This window comes from Agrococcus phoenicis (assembly GCF_047302415.1).
In the GTDB taxonomy this organism is placed as follows: Bacteria; Actinomycetota; Actinomycetes; order Actinomycetales; family Microbacteriaceae; genus Agrococcus.
Map to the genome: position 1 here is coordinate 1,398,585 of NZ_CP154854.1, position 17,013 is coordinate 1,415,597.

11 protein-coding genes, 1 tRNA gene and 1 pseudogene are annotated in these 17,013 nt (G+C 65.0%); all 13 read right to left on the reverse strand.

The window, feature by feature from the left end; genetic code table 11:
- Nucleotides 1–12 precede the first annotated feature (12 nt).
- The 13 genes and pseudogenes from AA0Z99_RS06770 to AA0Z99_RS06830 all read right to left on the reverse strand — a co-directional run bounded on the left by AA0Z99_RS06770 (nt 13) and on the right by AA0Z99_RS06830 (nt 17,012).
- On the reverse strand, nt 13–1,869 hold the full coding sequence (locus AA0Z99_RS06770) for a hypothetical protein (RefSeq protein ID WP_413320688.1): 1,857 nt from the start codon (nt 1,867–1,869) through the stop codon (nt 13–15).
- Between the two features lie 8 nt (nt 1,870–1,877).
- Entirely contained in the window at nt 1,878–4,442 is a 2,565-nt protein-coding gene (locus tag AA0Z99_RS06775; protein WP_413320690.1) for an ATP-binding protein, read from the reverse strand.
- Entirely contained in the window at nt 4,435–5,778 is a 1,344-nt protein-coding gene (locus AA0Z99_RS06780; protein ID WP_413320692.1) for a hypothetical protein, read from the reverse strand. Before AA0Z99_RS06780 ends, AA0Z99_RS06775 begins: the two co-directional genes overlap by 8 nt.
- 20 nt (nt 5,779–5,798) lie before the next feature.
- Nucleotides 5,799–6,401 (reverse strand): DUF1643 domain-containing protein, encoded by a 603-nt coding sequence (locus AA0Z99_RS06785; RefSeq protein ID WP_413320796.1) that lies wholly within the window; start codon nt 6,399–6,401, stop codon nt 5,799–5,801.
- Between the two features lie 23 nt (nt 6,402–6,424).
- Nucleotides 6,425–6,622, reverse strand: coding sequence for a helix-turn-helix domain-containing protein (locus tag AA0Z99_RS06790; protein ID WP_130629193.1), 198 nt, complete (start codon nt 6,620–6,622; stop codon nt 6,425–6,427).
- A gap of 37 nt (nt 6,623–6,659) precedes the next feature.
- The gene (locus AA0Z99_RS06795) at nt 6,660–7,001 is read right to left on the reverse strand and encodes a hypothetical protein (protein WP_413320694.1); all 342 of its coding nucleotides are present in this window, start codon (nt 6,999–7,001) and stop codon (nt 6,660–6,662) included.
- A gap of 276 nt (nt 7,002–7,277) precedes the next feature.
- A pseudogene (gene mobF / locus AA0Z99_RS06800) lies at nt 7,278–10,812 on the reverse strand (MobF family relaxase).
- A gap of 55 nt (nt 10,813–10,867) precedes the next feature.
- Nucleotides 10,868–11,746, reverse strand: coding sequence for a hypothetical protein (locus AA0Z99_RS06805; protein ID WP_413320696.1), 879 nt, complete (start codon nt 11,744–11,746; stop codon nt 10,868–10,870).
- A gap of 540 nt (nt 11,747–12,286) precedes the next feature.
- Nucleotides 12,287–12,360, reverse strand: a tRNA-Pro gene (locus tag AA0Z99_RS06810).
- Between the two features lie 227 nt (nt 12,361–12,587).
- Nucleotides 12,588–14,075 (reverse strand): S10 family peptidase, encoded by a 1,488-nt coding sequence (locus tag AA0Z99_RS06815; RefSeq protein ID WP_413320698.1) that lies wholly within the window; start codon nt 14,073–14,075, stop codon nt 12,588–12,590.
- A gap of 39 nt (nt 14,076–14,114) precedes the next feature.
- A complete protein-coding gene (locus AA0Z99_RS06820; protein ID WP_413320700.1) occupies nt 14,115–15,311 on the reverse strand; it encodes an acetyl-CoA C-acetyltransferase in 1,197 nt (398 codons plus the stop codon).
- Entirely contained in the window at nt 15,304–16,518 is a 1,215-nt protein-coding gene (locus tag AA0Z99_RS06825; protein WP_413320798.1) for an amidohydrolase family protein, read from the reverse strand. Before AA0Z99_RS06825 ends, AA0Z99_RS06820 begins: the two co-directional genes overlap by 8 nt.
- Nucleotides 16,518–17,012 carry an FBP domain-containing protein gene (locus AA0Z99_RS06830; protein WP_413320702.1) on the reverse strand — a complete coding sequence of 165 codons (495 nt, stop codon included), beginning with the start codon at nt 17,010–17,012 and terminating at the stop codon, nt 16,518–16,520. The genes AA0Z99_RS06825 and AA0Z99_RS06830 overlap by 1 nt, the downstream gene beginning before the upstream one ends.
- Nucleotide 17,013 lies beyond the last annotated feature (1 nt).

The following is a 17,013-nucleotide window of genomic DNA, read 5'->3' on the forward strand; positions in this document are numbered from 1 at the left end:
TCAGGCCCGCAACTACACCTCTTCTTCGGCTTCAATAAACAAGGGAGCATCGAACGCTGGCCGTGCATGATGGTTCGCGAGTAGCGCCAAGAGTCCCCGAGCGGCGTTATCTGCGATTCGCGCGTATCGCTCTAAGCCAAACTCGATCGTGTCTTTGGCCGGTTCAATCTTGGCTGTCAGACCGAGTTTGTGCTTGGGCTTCGTACTCAACAGCGCGGCTACCAGATGCCTGGTGACTGCTCGACCCTCCGCCTCTTTTCCCTCGACGACCGAGGTGCCCTGCTCCAAGGTCTCATATTCCTTGAGCAGTTCTGCGCACTCGGACTTCATTCGCTCGAATCGACGGAGCCACGAGCTGGGGAGAGACTTCGAGGCTGATGCGTCTGTCTTGATGATCGACTTCCCGGAGCCGCTGGTGATGCAGGCATCCAGCGCCAGTGTCGGCACATGAATCTGTCGAGCGAACTGGATTCGCCACAGTTCCTTTTCGCTAGGAATAAGAATTCCTACGTCTGCCTGGTTGTCTTTGAGGTCTCTATACGTGTCCGTGCCTGGGACTTTGACCGCTCGACGAATCTCGGTCAGAACCAGGGAGTTGACTTCGTTGCCGCGTTTGCCGTCTGCCCGGACGCTGAGGTCACAGGCCTGCGCGAGAAGAATGTAGTACCTGTCGGCACCTCGTGACCTTCCGTTCTCAAGCAAGTCGTGTACGCGGAATATGTCACCTATCTCCAGTGGAAGTGCCAGGCCGGAGAGAGTGGTTGCGTCATCAAACCGTTCATCCCACTCGATCTTGGAAATCTCGGACGGCTTCTCGGCCGCTTCGAAATACAGTTCAATACCCGCCGCGTTGCGTAGCTGTTCTAGGGCACCTTCAATAAAGGCGCCATCTCTCAACTCTTTGGCTAGATGCTTGCGAGACACAGCAGCCGGCATTCGCATAGCTAGGTCGGTTTCGAAAACCCCTTCCGACCTGGCTGCTTCGAACGATGCGAGCAAGGCGTACCTGGTCACGTCACGCATGAAGTTGATACCTTGAGCGCCCGCAATCTCGAGACTCCGTATCGCGTGCGCTCTGAACTCTTCAAGTTCTCTCGAGAACAGCAGGACCCTCAGGGCTTCGGGAAACGAGTCCGTCTGGAGGCGCCGTTTCGCCACGACAATGACCGGCCGGGGCGGCGTGACGCCCGCGCTGATCTCGCGTGCGATCTCGTCTTCGCGCCCTTCGTCGGAAGCCGTGTGGGTGAGCAAACCTACGTAAACGTGGTCGCGATCGTCTCGCCCTAGGACTCCCCGCACCAGGTCGTCTCCGGCGGTCGCGGACTGTCCCTCATTCTCGAAACTGCGATCGAACAGGAGGAGAGTCGGCCTCACATCGACGAGGAGCTGCTGTCCAGTGGCTCGCCATTCCACGAGCCCCATTCTGACTAGTTCAATGTCATCGCCGAGCAGATCAGGCAGCGCAAGCAGGGCAGCGTTGTTGCTGACGACCGCCTCCGGTTGCCCTTCAAGAGGTCCTTCGCCTGCCGCGCGCGACGCAGCGAAACTCAGTTCGACTCGGTTGTCGTCGCCGAGTTCTTCCCAGCGCTCTTCTACTAGCGTGATGGCCTCGTCCAAGTCGAGAGCATCGGCGGACCCGTCCTTCTCGTCCGGGAGAATGAACCGTGCGACTAGGACTGTGTCTAGGGTGCCTGCACGTAGCGCACCGATGACCGACTCCTTGCTTTGAATCTGACCTTGGGCATGGTCGTCATCCACGTTGATCACCCGGGTAATACCAAGAGCGTCCAACAGCTGTCGAGTCAGTCTCTTCGTCTGCGCAACATCCTCAGGCCCGTCGGACTGTTCGCTCAGTTCTTCGTCTGTCATGTCAGTTCTCAGGCATCTCTTGTCGACGATAGGGCTCGTGCGAAGCTCAATCGAAGGCGGCTGCGCCTTCCCTGTGCGTTTCGATCCGGCGCCAAGGCGATTGATGCGTCCATCGAGTCGAGGAGTTGTCGAACGACGAACAGGCCCAGTCCGCGTCCCTGTTGCGCGGGTTTCATGGTGATAAATGGCTCGAATGCAAGCTCCTCGATCGACTCATCGAACCCCATGCCGTTGTCCTCGACAGTGATGTGGGGCTCATCAACAGTCACCGTGATGACGCCCTCGTCGATCGTTTTCGTTGCTAGACCCTGGAGAAGCCAGTACTCGCTGTTTAGAACCAAGTTATCGAGGACCTGCGTGAGCTTTCCCGAGTTGGCACGAATGGAGAAGTCGTTGACGACGTTGGTTTCCATCCGCAATCGGTTCGCACCCCACCGTTCGAGGTAGTACCTGCGAAGAGTCTCGATCTCATCCGAGATTGCTATGTCATCCCGGCGCTCGCGCATGTATCGCAGCGATGGCGTGAGACGCGAGACTTGTTTACTCAGCGCTCCGGAGGACGATCTCACGTGCTCAACAAATGTCCACACACGCTGATCCTTGTGGTTGATGCTATTGAGATATGTCGTGATCTGCGCGCTTCGAGCTCGAAGCCCGTCACTGACGTGCTGCACCTCGTGCGCGAGCGTTTCCGCGCTGAGGCCGAGGGCTACTGATTCCCATGCATCACTAATCTGCTCCTGCGCCAGATCGAGCTGTTGGGCGAGGAGTTCAACGCCTTGCTTCAGCGACTCTTGCTCGTTCAGGAGGCTGTCAAGGTTACGGATGAGGTTTTCGGCCTCAGAAGCAGCGAGACGAACCCGGGAGATCGTTTGATGCAAGGCTTTCGTCAGTGCCGGGTCCTGGAAGACCATGGACTCGCTCACTTCCTTCTGTCGTTCGAGTTCCTCGGTCGCCTTCTGAATCTGCTGAATCGAAGAACTGGCGTTCGCCGTTTGACGTGCGAGACGGCTGGTTTCGTCGATCTGACTGGTTGCATTGCGGATGAGGTCCTCGGGCGTCGCGCGCGGCTCGATGTTCGCCGCTTGCCCGAGTCGTTCTGCGCGGTACTCGTTGTAGCTTCTCCGCAGATACTCCTGGACCCGTCCTGTGTAGTCTGCCCAGGCAGTCAAGAGTCTGTAGAAGTTCCGGTACGCAGGAGTGTCCCTGAATGCTTCCCTGTTAGTTGTCTCTTCGAGAGCAGCATTTTCCTTCGCGCTGATGCTGACGTAGCCCGTGACGTTGCCGGGGCGGAGGCTGTAGTAGGAGGCACCGGATGTCCACTTGGCGCCGAGGCCCAGCCAGTCGTCATCGACCCGAACGCCGAAACCGTCGCGGTAGACCTTGATCCCGACGAGTGCCTTGACGAACTCGCGGTAGTCGGATGCCTTGTCAAAGACGCTGGTGGTGTCCCTGGTCAGTGGGATTCCGCTCACCTCGCCGTGGAATGCGCCGGGATTCACCGGAACGTCACCGACCATCTCCACCTTGCTCAGTTCCTCTAGCCTCTGGCTGAAGGTACTCGTGAGGAAGTGCTTGTCGTCGCCTAGCTGGACGCCGAGAGCCTTTCCGTTCTTTGCCTTCTCGTTCAGCAGCCACTCGGTGAAAGCGTAGCCGTTGTCGAAACCGATCAACTCGTCAAAGGTGGCGATGTCGGCCCGACCTTGCGGTGGACGGAGAACCTCCGCGGTGAATCGGCCTTCTATGCACAATTCTCTGCCGTCAAAATTGAAGCTGTAGGAGATCGGCGCGGCAGCCAGGATGCTCTGTGCAGTCTCGCGGAGGTTGATCGATTTATCGTCGATTGCGAGAGTCATCCGGAATCCGGCGACTCCCTCATACGGCGAGATCATCGCTGCCAGCTCGCGTTGGAGGTCGTTGGTTTCGTTCTGTTTCCAGAATTCTGGGTCGCGCAGGCCGCGGATCTCCAGCGTCGTCCCCGGCTTCAACGATCCGGGCGGCAGCCGGTGTACCTCAATCGGAACGGCGTTGAGGCTATCGGCAGCGGCGAATCTGCTCCAGATCATCGACACCTTCAACGGCGGGGATTCTTCTGCTAGGTCCCGCGTGCGAGTGGTGAGTGTGAGCACGTCCCCAAGCCGTTGGGCGCCGAGACGACCTAGCCCTTTGTCTCCGAGAGGAGTCCGCTTCTTGGCCGTAGTCTCGCCGCGCGCCTTCATGTCCTGCTTGTGGCTAAGCGACACGGTCAGCCACCCGCGACGAATTGCTTCAAGGTCCATGCCGGTGCCGTCATCCTCAATCGTGATCGAGCCACGAAGTGTCGCGCGGGGCGTCTCGTCCGATTGCTCGCGAGAGTCTTCCGAGATGACTTCACCGGTTACCGCGTCGGTAAGGACGTTCGTATCGATGACGACTCGGACTCTGGTTCCGTCGGCATCGTATGAGTTCTTGACCAACTCGCTGAGAGCTTGCATGTCGTCGGTGATCAGGTCGGCACCCAGTTTGAAGACGACGGAAGGGTGAACCTCCAGCCGCAGCGTGTCGGCAATCGTTTCGTCTACGGAGTCAGCCATGGTCACTCTTCCGCCATGTGCGTGTGACCAGAATCCACTCGCGCGCCATGGTCGCACCTTCGCTGTTCTTCGCGGCCATGCGCTTGCGCGATCCAGGCAGCGTGCGCTCGATGATGGTGACTATCTCGTGATTCTCAGCTTCCAGAAGCTCCCGTGTGATGTCCACGAGTGGGAAGGTTTGTTTGCCTACACGTCGCTCTCCAAGAGTGAAGAAGCAAAAGGCACCGTCCTTGAGTCGTGCGCTGACGGCGCTGAGCGCATCACGGTAGTCACGAGTAAACGACAAGACCTTGCGTCGCAGGGGCGGGGCACTGTCGATCTCCAGGATGAATTGCTTTAAGGACTTCGAGACGCTTGCCAGCTCATCCCGGGCATCATCAGCGTGCTTGAGTGAACCACCCAAACTAAGTGAGTCGATCCGAGAGGTTGAGTTCAGAAGAGCTGGGTCAAAACCGCCGGGGATATCGCGTGTATCGATCCACCGAAGCGGAAGATAACTGTGCTGTCCGTACGGGACTGTTGTCTTGTTGTCTCCGTATGGAGGCGAGGTCATGAGCACGTCCGCCTTCCGGGGTGCTACCCAGCGATCGGTAACTGAACCGGGCAGCAGCGTCGCCGTCGGAAGATGATCGTCGCCAACGGCCGACATTTTCGTCCAGTGCAGCTTCAGACGCACGGCGTTGCGCCCTGCGACCGCGCGGAACACCTTGATCGCGTCGGTCTCACGTCGGTCGATCTCATCTTGGGTGTAGGTGTGAAGCTTGAAGGTTGAGATGCGCGAGTTTGAGACTAAGCGGATGGTTTCGGCGAAGCAGATCCACATGAAGCGCCGGGTGACTAGATTGCTGCGGTGCTTTATTGCTTCCCGAAGGCTGGCGAGCCCAGCTTTGATTTCTGGTTTGAACCACTTGTCGACGCCTGGAAAATCGGGAGCCTGAGCGTCGCTATACGTCGTTAATGCCTCGCTGATCGTCCGGCGTATTGCGAGCTGTGCGGCGCCCAAAGTCGGCGGCGTGGCCTTGACCTGGCAGAGCAAGATAGCAAGTGGGTTGATGTCGCTTCCGTGGAAGTCGAGCCCTCGATACAAGCTCTCCAGCATGACTGTCCCTGACCCCGAAAAGGGGTCGTACACGAGCGAAGTATCTGGTTCGATCGCCAGCAGGTCGTCTAGCAGTGCGCCTTGAAGCTCTGGGACCATCATCGCCGGATACTGGAAGAGCGCGTGGTTGCCTGACCGGCTCCGTAGCGCGTTGAATGACCAGAACTCCGGGTCGTCCTGGATCCGTTGCGCAAGCAGGTCTCGCAGTAGGTCGGACGGACTGGCCGTCTGTTCCACGCGGGGCTGGATCGGGAGGCTCAAGCGGAAGTCCTCACGCGTGCAAACCTGATGATGTCGACCGTATCCAGTGCCATCGAGGCAATCGACCCCCCGTCGGGCTGACGGCGCCCAAGCATCGACTCCGTCCGGTGCAGCCGCAGAGCCTGCACGAATCGGTGTTCAATGCTGGAGCCTGTGTAGAGACCTCGCTGGGGCCCAACATATTGCCGCCACCGGGACGGATGGCGAGCGCTTTCATCCATCATCAAGACGTGTTGGTGACCGTGTTCGATCGCTCGCGCCACCGTCCATGTGATCTGCTCACGTTTCCAGGTGTTCGCAATCCCACGTAGGCGTGAGTCACCCCATCCAAACAAGAGGTAGTCCGACTTTCGGATTGCATCTTCGATCCCAGGCCGGGCTGCCTGCCATGCATCAGGAGTGGTCGCCAGCTCGGCAAGATCACGAGAGTTGCGGGTTTGTAGTCCGACAAGGTTCACGATCGACACTCGGCAGAAGCCCAGAGCTTCTGCGGCCACACGGAGATTCCCGTGACTGACAGAGTGGGTTCCTAAGAACGATGGGTTGAGCAGAACGGCGCACAGAGCGGGACCATCAGCGTTTCCGAGCGAGCGAGCCATCGGGGCGGTCTCAATCTGCACAGTCACTGCTCCTCACGCGCCTTAGTGTCCTTGTCTCCTCTGACATAGGCGAGGACGTCGCTCTTCAGGAATCGCCAAGCGCGCCCTACCTTTTCCCCGGGGAGCGCTCCGTTGCGCGCAAGGGACAGAAGAGTCTTGCTACTGACGCGGAGCAAAGCTGCGGCTTCTTCCGCTGTCAAGACTTCGTGCTCTTCTGCCATCTTCCTGTAATCTCCTTTGGCGGGTGGTAAGTTCACGCTACCAGGGCGGTGGCTTGGGATGGGCGAAGCACGCTGAGATGAGGTCGAATTGACCCGCGAGATGCAGTCTCCGTACTCGCGGTCGGTCCAGCGTCAGATACGACACCGACCCATCCGACGTGACAAGCTGCTCGACCTCAGACGGCCGGCTGTGGTTTTCGCGTCGCTTCACGATCTGAACTTTGAGGAGCTGGAAGACCGACATCGGCCCGATCCAGGCCATCTTCAGCGCGTTCCAGATGCACAGAAGCACCAAGAGGTGCAGCCACCCGGGACCGCCGTTCTCTGCGAGCTGCGCGCAGATGCTCGCGGCGTACAGGTACGGGATCGCCAGCACCATCGCTGGGACTCCCCATCGCAGGCCGCGCCTGGTGCGGATTGCGTCGAGCAGGATGTTGAGGGGCACGTAGCGGCGCAGGAAGTACCGGGGGCGGACGCTGAGGGCCCAGACGAGTCGGAACCTGGACAGTCCTCTCCAGGGGTTCGGCGACAAGAACTTGAAAGGACCGCCCGTTGCTGGGGAAGTCATACTGTCGCGACCAGCGACAGCGCCAATATAGAGGCCGCCTCGATATCTACGATACGACTTCGCGGCGACACCGGGAAGGGCCGGCGATCACAACGAACGGCCCAGTGGCTCGCGTCCACCTTGCCGCCCCGGCGCCTCTTCCAGGCCGGCTGTGACGCTACGTGCCACGTCGAGCGCCGCCTTCGCACGGGCGGCATCAATCTTCTGCGCGGTCGCCACCGGGGTGGGGCCGAGAGGAGTGTCGTCGGTGATGCCATATCGGTCGCGGTAGGCGGCCAGATGCGGGCATTCCTGAGCCAGGCTCGTCGCTTCGCCTGCGGGCGAGGTGGCGATCCGAGAGCTTTTGTCCATGCGCCTCCCTCGCTGAAGGCGCGGTCGAGCACGGCATCGGCTCGCTTTTCGATCAGGTCGCGTCGTTCGTCGAGCGCTTGGCGCATGTCGTCGGCCATGGGACCGCTCGCAGCGGAGATAAGTCCTGCGATTAGCCGCGGTGCCTCGCGTCCGCGGCCGGAGCGTGCCGGGCGTGCGGTTGCCATCGCCACCCGGTGGTGGAGGACCGAGGCGATGTCGTTGGCGTCACCGAAACCGCGCGCGGCCACGAGACGCGGGAGCAATGGGTCGAGGTCGTGATGGTTTGCCTCGACCCGGCGTAGCTCGGAAGTCAGAGCCCCGAACGCATCGGAGTCGACAGCGGCGCTTGCCTGTTCTTCGCTGAGACCGGAGTCGTGGATGAGAGTGGCCCAGCGGTCGCGTTGAGCGGCCGCTGCGATGGTCTCGTACTCCGCGGCAAGCTGGCGACTGAGCCCCACTGTTCGTGTTCGTTGGTGATGGTCTCGCTCGCGGACAGCTCGGCACCGACGTGTCGCAGGACGCCGTAAAGCACCGAACGTGCTGTGGCGTCCGGGTTGTCGCCCGGGTGCGGGGCGGCTTGGCCGTCGTCGGCTCGGTCGAGGACCACATAGGCGTGGTTGGAGCGCTTACCGCGGGTCATCGAGACGTAGAAGTTCTCCCTCGTCGTGGTCGGCTCCACCAGGACGTGGGCGGTATCGGTGGTGATGCCCTGTGCGCGATGGGCCGTGACTGCGTAGCCGAGGTCGACGTGCTCGGCCACGGAGGCAGCCGGGAGCACGATCGCTCCGCCGAAGCGGCGTCCAGTCCGGCGGATGGTGACCGAGCCGTCGTCGCGGACGTCCTTAACGGCCCAGGTGTCGCCGTTGCGGACCCAGTCCTTGCCGGTTGCGCAGTCTGCGGTCGTTGCGGCGGGTGACGATCGTGTCCCCCGCGCCGGCCATCGTCCCGTCAGCGAGTTCGACTTTTTGGGCCTGGCGTCAAGGTGCCGTCGAGAATGAGGTCTGCGCGGGCGCGGGTATTGAGCGCGGTCGCTTGGTCGCGGGTTTCCGCGACCAATACCGATGCCAGTCCCATATCTATGTCGGCTCGCCATGCCGAGTAAGCGGCATCGGTCATCAGGTCGGCCTCACCGCTTAGGATTCGGTAGTGGTTGAGGTAGGTGCCGATCACTGCCGTGCGTCCGTGACGTAACGCGAGTGATGTGGGCTTCTCCCACGCGTTCGTGAAGCGGTGAACGTCAACCAGTTCCGGTGCATCGTCCCGGTCGACCACCAGGAGATTGAATGCGCCGCCTGCGTCTACGGACTGGAGCTGGGCGAAATCGCCGACTAGCAACACCTTCGCTCCTGCCCGCTCAGCCAGGTGCGTGATCCGATCTAAGGACAGGGTGCCAGCCAGCGACGCCTCGTCGATGATGACGAGCTGACCTGCGTCAAACGAGGTCCCGTGCACGAGGTGGTTCTGCCACCATTTCGCCATGTTGTCGGTCTGGATGCCGAGATCGTCCGCCAGCACTTGCGCGGCCACCGCGGACGGTGCGAGCCCGACGACGGACTCTCTGCCGTGTTCGGCTTCCCAAGCGCGGCTCAGGGCATGCACGGCCGTCGTCTTGCCCGCGCCGGCAGGGCCGACCAGCACATCAAGCATCCGGCCAGAGACGGCAATCTTCATGAGCGCATCGGCCTGGTCCTCACTCAGCATCCGGCCCTCGGCGTCGGGGCGAGAGGTGATCTTCTCGACCGAACGCACCGAGACCGCGGGTGCCGTCAGCGCGCGTGAGCGGTCGAGTAGCCGGTCTTCGGCGGCCAGCAACAGCTCGGAGGAGAACATGGTCGAGTGCTTGGGCCGGAACACGCTGGTTCCATCGCCGCGCCGGAATGCCGCCGGGCTGGGGGCAAGGTCCGGTGGGGTCAGCCGCAGCGATGCATGTTCGGCAGCGTCAGCACTCATTCCGACGATCGCCTCTCGCTCTTGCATGGACGCGACGCGCCAGTGCATCGTCTGCGGCGAGGCCTCAGCCATCAGGTTCCATCGCCGCCAGGTCGACCGCTTCTCGCCGACGATCTCGACTACAGCGGTACCGAGTGCTTCGATGCTCTTCAGCGGCACGTCGTCGGCGCGCAGCAGGAGGGGCTGTTGTTGTTTGTAAGGTTGCGTGCCCAGGTAGGGGCGTCTTGACCGAGAACGGCGGTGGCGCGCGATTCCATTCGGTAGTGAGGTCAGCCAGCGACCGGATCTCCTTGTCGGGCCGTGTGGAGAGGGTTGCTTGGGCGCGCAGCTTCAGGATCGTCGCCGGGGTGGCCGCCTGCCGTGTTTGCTCAAGTAGTCGGCGATGAGGCGGTCGGTCTCGGTATCAATGTGCCGGGCGCGAGTCGAGAACTCGGACACTAACTCTTCCGGTACGCCGCTGATCGCCCACGGGGTTGCGGTCACGACCCCTGTCACGGGCTTCCCACTCGACGCCGAATGTGCGGGTCATTTGGTCGGCGAACACGGCCTCGTGCAATTCGGATAGCGCGACGACGGCGGCGTGCATCGGCCGTCCATCTAGGCTCCGACACTTCCCGTCGAGAGCGGTTTGGACTTTGTTGGGGATGACGACGTGGGTGTGCAGGTGGGGGTCACCGGCACGGGAGTCGAAGTGTTCGAGGGCCGTCGCGACCAGTCCTGTGACATCGACCTGCGCAACGGCTCCGTCGCTGGCGGTTGCGCCGGTGCGAGTGGCTGCAACCTCGCGTTCCATGAATGCAACTACCTCCGCAACTGCCGCGTGGTGCGCCTGCCCTACCAACGCCTGCGTCCCTGCATCCGCGACCGCCCACAACGCGGATGCAGACTTCGGAGTCCAGAAGGTGAAGTCGAACCCGGCCACCGCCCGTCGCGTCTCGCGCTCGGTCTCCTCGGCCTGGATTTGCACGACCGCGTCTCCCATTGCACCGGGAGACATAGTTGAGTCGAGGTCTGCAGTCCGCGCGTCGATCCGCCCTGACACGGACTTATAGGCCGGGAACGCTAACCCAAGGGGATCTGCAGTGATCGGGTCACGGCCCATCCCCATAAGGAGCTGGAGCTGCGCCTCGGACACCCGATCACCCACCGCGAGCTGGCCGCCCCCGAGGGCCGCGACGCCCGACCCAAGCCATCGGCCCGGCGGGGTTCCCGCCTCGGCATAGTAGCGAGTCAAGGGCGTAGAAAACGATCTGTCGCCGTCTGCGACGGCGACCGTGCGCAACAGGTACTTGTAGCCATCACCTGCGGACATCACTCGCATCGAGACCGTCACATGCAGCAGGTGCGCCTCCCCGCGCTTGGCGCTGCCGGTCGCCTCAGGCGGGTAACCTTTTGCAGGCGAACTCCCCGATTTGGTCCTCGATGAGGAACTCGTCGCCAACCATGTCCGCGTACATGGCCGCGATGCCTTCCGGTTCGCCCGCGGCTCGGAAGCGGATGCGGTCAGAGTCCGTATGGATCAGATAGGCGCTGCACTCGCACGAAGTCATGAATGCGTAGAACCGTCCCTGGTGCGCTTCTTGCAATAGTGCCGCGGGGTAGTAGATGTCGTGCTTGCGGCACAGCGCCGGGACCTTGATTGCACCGTTCTCGAACGCGCTCTGCGGGAGGTGAGCTGCGTGAGACCAGGGTTCCAGTCGTACCTCCCCGCCCGTTGCGCGCAACGTCCCCCCATCCGCGAGAGCGAGCAGAGACTTCTCCGTGCACGTCTGCCCCGCTGGCCACATCACCGACATTTCCGACGGCCACAACGGTGGCATCCCCAGCTCCGTATTCGTGTCCGCCTGAAGACCTGGAGTAGTGAACCGCACGCCGTGCAGGAGGAGCGCTCCAAGGACGATCGTCATCGCGTAGCCCTGAGGCAGCGGCGGCTCGGGAAAGTCTGGGATGCGAACCGTCAGCGGAGTAACGCGTACAGCCGAGAATCCCTTGACTCCCTCGAATCGGCCGACCCAGAACTGGCTGAAATCCAGCGGTTGCGCCAGCTCGCGGCGCTCGTAGAGTGCCCTATACTCCGACGGGGCGAGCCCGTAGCCGTTCTCCCGCTGCTCCTTGCTGGACAGGAGCATCGCTGTCAGCGCGGTCTTCTGCACCCACGTGGCGATCGCCGCCTGGTCTTCCGGCGCGATCGTCCCGGGCTCGTCGAGGATCAACGGGGTCAGCACTCGCTGCGCGACCGTTTCGAGGTTGCTCATCCACCCGTTGTTACACGAGCCGCAGAAGCTCTTCACTGTCTGCCGAAATGGGGGCTGCTCCCCCATGTTGCGCGGCAGAGCATTCAACGGGCCCGCGTGATGACGCATCGGAGCGAGCTCCAAGCCAGTTCTGCTCACCCACTGACCGAAAACGTGCTCGCGGGTCAGAGGCTCCACCGAACCACAGAAAGCACAAGATTCAGCCATGCACCCATTATCCAGCACGGGTGTCGCTCCTCGACCCGCAAAAGGCGTGGTAGCTCCGACGGCGGATGTGCAGGAAGCCGAGTGGTCTCTATTCGCGAGCTCGACAAGACCTGTCGCTCGGCCCGTCCCAGAAGGGGCCGGAGCATCGACCTGCCCGGGTTATGGTCCACCTCATAGGCACCTATTGGAGCAGCCCACGGGCGACGAGCCCGAACTGAATCGGTCCTCCTAGTCAGCGGAGGGCTGGAGCAGATCGATCAGATGGACGAGCCACTGACCACATCCAGAAACGACTAAGCCCTGGTGAAAGTTGCCTCTCACCAGGGCTTGCGGTCGGGCTGACAGGATTTGAACCTGCGACCCCTTGACCCCCAGTCAAGTGCGCTACCAAGCTGCGCCACAGCCCGTCGATCTTGCGATCGAGGTGCCCGAAGGCAACCAAGAAAGACTAGCGCATCTGTGGGGTGGCGCGTTCCCTTCGACACGCTCGGCGCCTGGGGCGCGGAGCGGCTCAGGGGGCGAGGGGGCTCGGCGCCTGGGGCGCGGGTCTCGTGACGCGTGCCCGGCTTCGCCGGGCGCGCTCCTCGACCAACGGGGCGGGCGCGCTCCTCGACCGACGGGCGGCGGGCGACCGTCAGCAGCGGCGGCGGATGAAGTCGGCGAGGTCGACAGACTGGGCCAGGCGCGAGGGCTCGTGCACGTACATCATGTGGCCCGCCTCGTAGTAGCGGTGCTCCAGGTTGTCGCGCAGCGCATCCGGGATCTGCAGGTGCGCGACCGAGTCCTCGGCAGCCGAGAAGGGCGTGGCGCCGTCGAACCAGCCATAGGCGAAGTGCACCGCCAGGTGCGGGTTCTGCCGCATCGCGCGCGAGAGCTTGTCGATCACGTAGACCGGGGCGTTCTCGAACTCCTTGTAGCTCCAGTGCTCGATCACGTCCTTGCCGAAGACGTGGAACGGGCCGCTGTCGCGCACGTCGAGCTCGTGGTGGAGGTAGTGCTGGTACGCCGCCGCGTACGGGCCGAGGATGGCGTCCATCGACGGGTCGGCATCCATGTGCTCGGCGATGCCGCTCGCCGCCGGCCCCGTGAACCGCGAGTCGAGACGACCGACGCTCTGCCCGCGGTCGCGCAGCAGCTCGCCGAAGTAGCGCCAGTGCTCGATGCGGAGGTTCGCGCGGTCGACGTAGGTCTCTGACAGGCCGGTGAGGCGCGCGACGGTGGCCACCGCCTCCGCCCGCTCGTCCGCCGTCAGGCGGGCGCCGCGCCCCAGCACGTATGGGTAGTCGCGCGCGGCGTAGTCGCGGGCCTCGTCGACGACCTCCTCGAGCGAGCGCCCCTCGTGGAAGCCGTGCTGCCAGGCGGTCGCGGCGTAGAACGGCAGGTACAGCGCGTGGGCGCGGTCGCCGCCGCGCGAGAAGTTGGCGGTCGAGAAGTCGAGCACGCTGGAGATCATCAGCAGGCCGTTGAGGTACATGCCCAGCTCCTCCTGCAGGTGCTGGGCGAGGCCGGCGGCGCGCGTCGTGCCGTACGACTCCCCCGCCAGGAACTTCGGGCTCAGCCAGCGGCCCTCGGCCGTGACCCACTGGCGGATGATCTCGGCCACCGACTCGATGTCGGCGGTGAAGCCGTGGAAGTCCTTCGCCTTCTGCCCCTCGACGGGCCGCGAGCGCCCGGTGGAGACCGGGTCGATGAAGACGAGGTCGCTCACCGCCAGCAGCGACTCCGGGTTGTCGGCGACGGCGTAGGGCGGCGGCGCGAGCTCGCCCGCATCGCCCATCACGACGCGCTTCGGCCCGAGCACGCCCATGTGCAGCCAGACGCTCGCCGAACCCGGCCCGCCGTTGAAGGCGAAGGTCACGGGGCGCGTCGTCGGGTCGGCGCCGTCGAGCGTGTAGGCGGTGATCGCGACCTGCGCGCGGGGCTTGCGGCCGCGGAAGACGTCGTCCTCGACGCGCTCCTCCCACAGCACCACGCGGCCCGCACGGGCGGTGTAGGCGAGCTCGCCCTCGGGTGTCGTGAGCGTGTGCTGCGTGATCACGAGCTCGTCGGTGACCGACGGCTCAGCGCTCTCGGAAGCCTTGCGCTCGACTGCGGACTCGGTCTTGGCGGCGTCATCACTCACCCGTCGAGCCTATCGAGCGCCCCTCGTGGCGCCGCGCCGTCAGACCCGCTCGATGATCATCGCGGACGCCATGCCGCCGCCGACGCACAGCGACACCAGCGCGCGCTGCTGATCCCGCCGCTCGAGCTCGTCGAGCGCGGTGCCCAGCAGCATGGCTCCCGTCGCGCCCAACGGATGCCCGAGCGCGATCGCCCCTCCAGAGACGTTGGTGCGCTCGGGGTCGACCCCGGTCTCGCGCAGCCAGTGCAGCACGACGGATGCGAAGGCCTCGTTGATCTCGTACAGGTCGATGTCGTCGTGGCCGAGGCCTGCGCGCGCGAGCACCTTCTCCGTCGCGGCGACCGGCCCGGTCAGCATCAGGGTCGGGTCGGAGCCGACGGAGGTCGCTGCCACGATGCGGGCGCGCGGTGCGAGCCCGAGCGACGAGGCCGCCTCGCCGCTGCCGACCACCACGAGGCCGGCGCCGTCGACGATGCCGGAGGAGTTGCCCGCGGTGTGCACGTGCTCGACGCGGTCGATCTCGGGGTGGCGCTCGCGCACGAGCGCGTCGAAGCCGGCCTCCCCGAACGCCGCGAACGCCGGTGCCAGCCCGGCCAGCGCATCCGCGGTGGTGCCCGGCCGCAGGTGCTCGTCGTGCTCGAGCAGCACGACGCCACCCTCACCCGTCACCGGCACGATCGAGCGGGCGAAGCCGCCGCGCTGCCACGCTGCGGCCGCGCGCTGCTGCGACTGCACGGCGTAGGCATCGACGTCGTCGCGGGTGAAGCCGTCGAGCGAGGCGATCGCGTCGGCGCTCACGCCCTGCGGGATGAGGCTCCACGGCAGCAGCGTCGACGGATCGATCGCGTAGGGCCCGCCGTCGGAGCCGAGCGGCACGCGCGACATCGACTCGACGCCGCCGGCGACGATCAGCTCGTCGAAGCCGGCCGACACGCGGCCCGCGGCGGTCGTGACCGCCTCGAGCCCGGAGGCGCAGTAGCGGTTCACCTGCATGCCGGGCACGGTGTCCGGCAGCCCGGCTGCGTGCACCGCGGCGCGCGCGAGCACACCGCCCTGCTCCCCGACCGCAGACACGGTGCCGAGCACGACGTCGTCGATGCGGTCGGCCTCGATGCCGCGACCAGCGAGCGCCCCGAGGAGGCCGCCCGCGAGCTGCACCGGGTGCACCTCGGCGAGCGCGCCGCGGCGACGCCCGCGCGGGGTGCGCAGCGCGTCCAGGATGAAGGCGTCAGCCACGGTGGTCCCCCTCGCTCGGCTCCTCGTGCAGCAGTCGCCCGCCACCCACGACGGCTGCGCGCGGCGGGGTGCTGACGAGCGCGTCCATCGCGTGCTCGGCGTCGAGCAGCACGACGTCGGCGCGCGCTCCGGCGACCAGGTCGTGCACCTCGCGGCCTACGAAGCGCGCGGCATCGCGCGTGGCGAGCTCGACGACGCGCTGCAGGTCCTCGTCGCGCACGATCGACGACGCCCGCGCGTACTGCCGGGCGATCGCGAGCGTGTCGCCGTCGCCGTAGGGGCTCCAGAGATCCCGGATCCCGTCGGTCCCGAAGGCGAACGCCACCCGGGCAGCGTCGAGCTCGGCGAGCGGCAGCTGCGGCAGGCGCAGCGGCGCGACCGTTGTGAACGTGATGCCCAGCTCGCCCATGGCCTGCAGCAGGTCGGTGCGGCGCGACGCCTCGAGCTGCGCGATGGCGAAGCCGTGGGCGATGTTCACGCGGCCGGCGAGCCCGAGCCGAGCCGTGCGCTCGAGGATGAGCTCGAGCTGGAACGCGCCGAGCTCGGCGGCGTCGTGCAGGTGGATGTCGACGCCGACGCCGTGGCGCTCGGCGAGCGCGAAGATGCCGTCGAGCTGCCCGACGGGGTCGCGGTCGATGGAGGCGGGGTCGAGCCCGCCGACGTGGTCGGCACCCGCTGCCGCTGCCGCCGCGAGCAGCTCGAGCACGCCGGGTCGGCGCAGCACGCCGTCCTGCGGGAACGCGACGATCGTCGCCTCGACGGCGCCGTCGTAGGCCGCCACGGCCTCGCGCACGGCCTCGATGCCGCGCAGCTCGACGCCCAGGTCGACGTCCACGTGCGTGCGGAGCGCCGTGGTGCCGTGCCGCACGTGCGCGTCCAGCACCGCGGCGGTGCGCTCGACGCTCGGGATCCCCAACTCGTCGCGACGAGCCCGCTCGTGCTGGATGCGGCCGTCGGTGCCGCCCTCGCCGCCGTAGGGCTGCCACGGCAGGCCGAGCCACGACTTGTCGACGTGCGCGTGCGCGTTCACGATCGTGGGCAGCGACAACAGCCCTCGGCCGTCCAGCACCTCGCCCTCACCGGCTCGTCCCTGGAGCGCGCCGGGCTCGTGCGGCAGGACCGCCTCGATGCGGTCGCCCGCGAAGACGAGGTCGACCGCCGACCCGCCCCAAGGGCGCACGCGCTCGATGCCGGCGAGCCGGCGCATCACCGCGACTCCTTGACGGCGCGCTCGACGCGCGCGGTGAAGCGCGTCACCCGCTCGAGCAGGGCAGCGGAGCGCGAGGCGATGCGGTCCGAGGTCAGCAGCACCGGAGGCCCCGTGCGGATGATGTGGGAGCAGTCGAGCGCCTCGCAGATGTAGGTGCCGATCGTGCTGCCGGTGTCGCCGTCGAGATCGGCGAGGCGCGCGCTGAACATGCGCACCTGCGTCGCCGGCTGCGTCGAGTGGCAGAGCGAGCACATGGCGGCGATGCCCGGTCGCAGCCCGCCCGGGGCCCCGCGCACGACGAGGCCGACCAGCTCGTCGTCCCTCCAGTGCACCAGGTAGCCGAGGCGCCGGAAGCGCGGGTCGCGCCAGCCGAGGAACTCCCGCTCCGCCCAGATCGTCTCGTGCAGGCCGGGCATCGGCAGCTGCTCGAGCTCGCTCCGCGTCGCGTTGACGAAGCAGCCCCGCAGCTCGGTCTCGGTCACCTCACGCATG

What these genes read in the sequence shown, in the direction of transcription:
- AA0Z99_RS06825 (WP_413320798.1), bottom strand. Translation starts at nt 16,518, where the DNA reads ATGCGCCGGCTCGCCGGCATCGAGCGCGTGCGCCCTTGGGGCGGGTCG.
- AA0Z99_RS06785 (WP_413320796.1), bottom strand. Translation starts at nt 6,401, where the DNA reads ATGGCTCGCTCGCTCGGAAACGCTGATGGTCCCGCTCTGTGCGCCGTT.
- AA0Z99_RS06830 (WP_413320702.1), bottom strand. Translation starts at nt 17,012, where the DNA reads ATGCGTGAGGTGACCGAGACCGAGCTGCGGGGCTGCTTCGTCAACGCG.
- AA0Z99_RS06770 (WP_413320688.1), bottom strand. Translation starts at nt 1,869, where the DNA reads ATGACAGACGAAGAACTGAGCGAACAGTCCGACGGGCCTGAGGATGTT.
- AA0Z99_RS06795 (WP_413320694.1), bottom strand. Translation starts at nt 7,001, where the DNA reads ATGGTGCTGGCGATCCCGTACCTGTACGCCGCGAGCATCTGCGCGCAG.
- AA0Z99_RS06790 (WP_130629193.1), bottom strand. Translation starts at nt 6,622, where the DNA reads ATGGCAGAAGAGCACGAAGTCTTGACAGCGGAAGAAGCCGCAGCTTTG.
- AA0Z99_RS06775 (WP_413320690.1), bottom strand. Translation starts at nt 4,442, where the DNA reads ATGGCTGACTCCGTAGACGAAACGATTGCCGACACGCTGCGGCTGGAG.
- AA0Z99_RS06805 (WP_413320696.1), bottom strand. Translation starts at nt 11,746, where the DNA reads ATGAGCAACCTCGAAACGGTCGCGCAGCGAGTGCTGACCCCGTTGATC.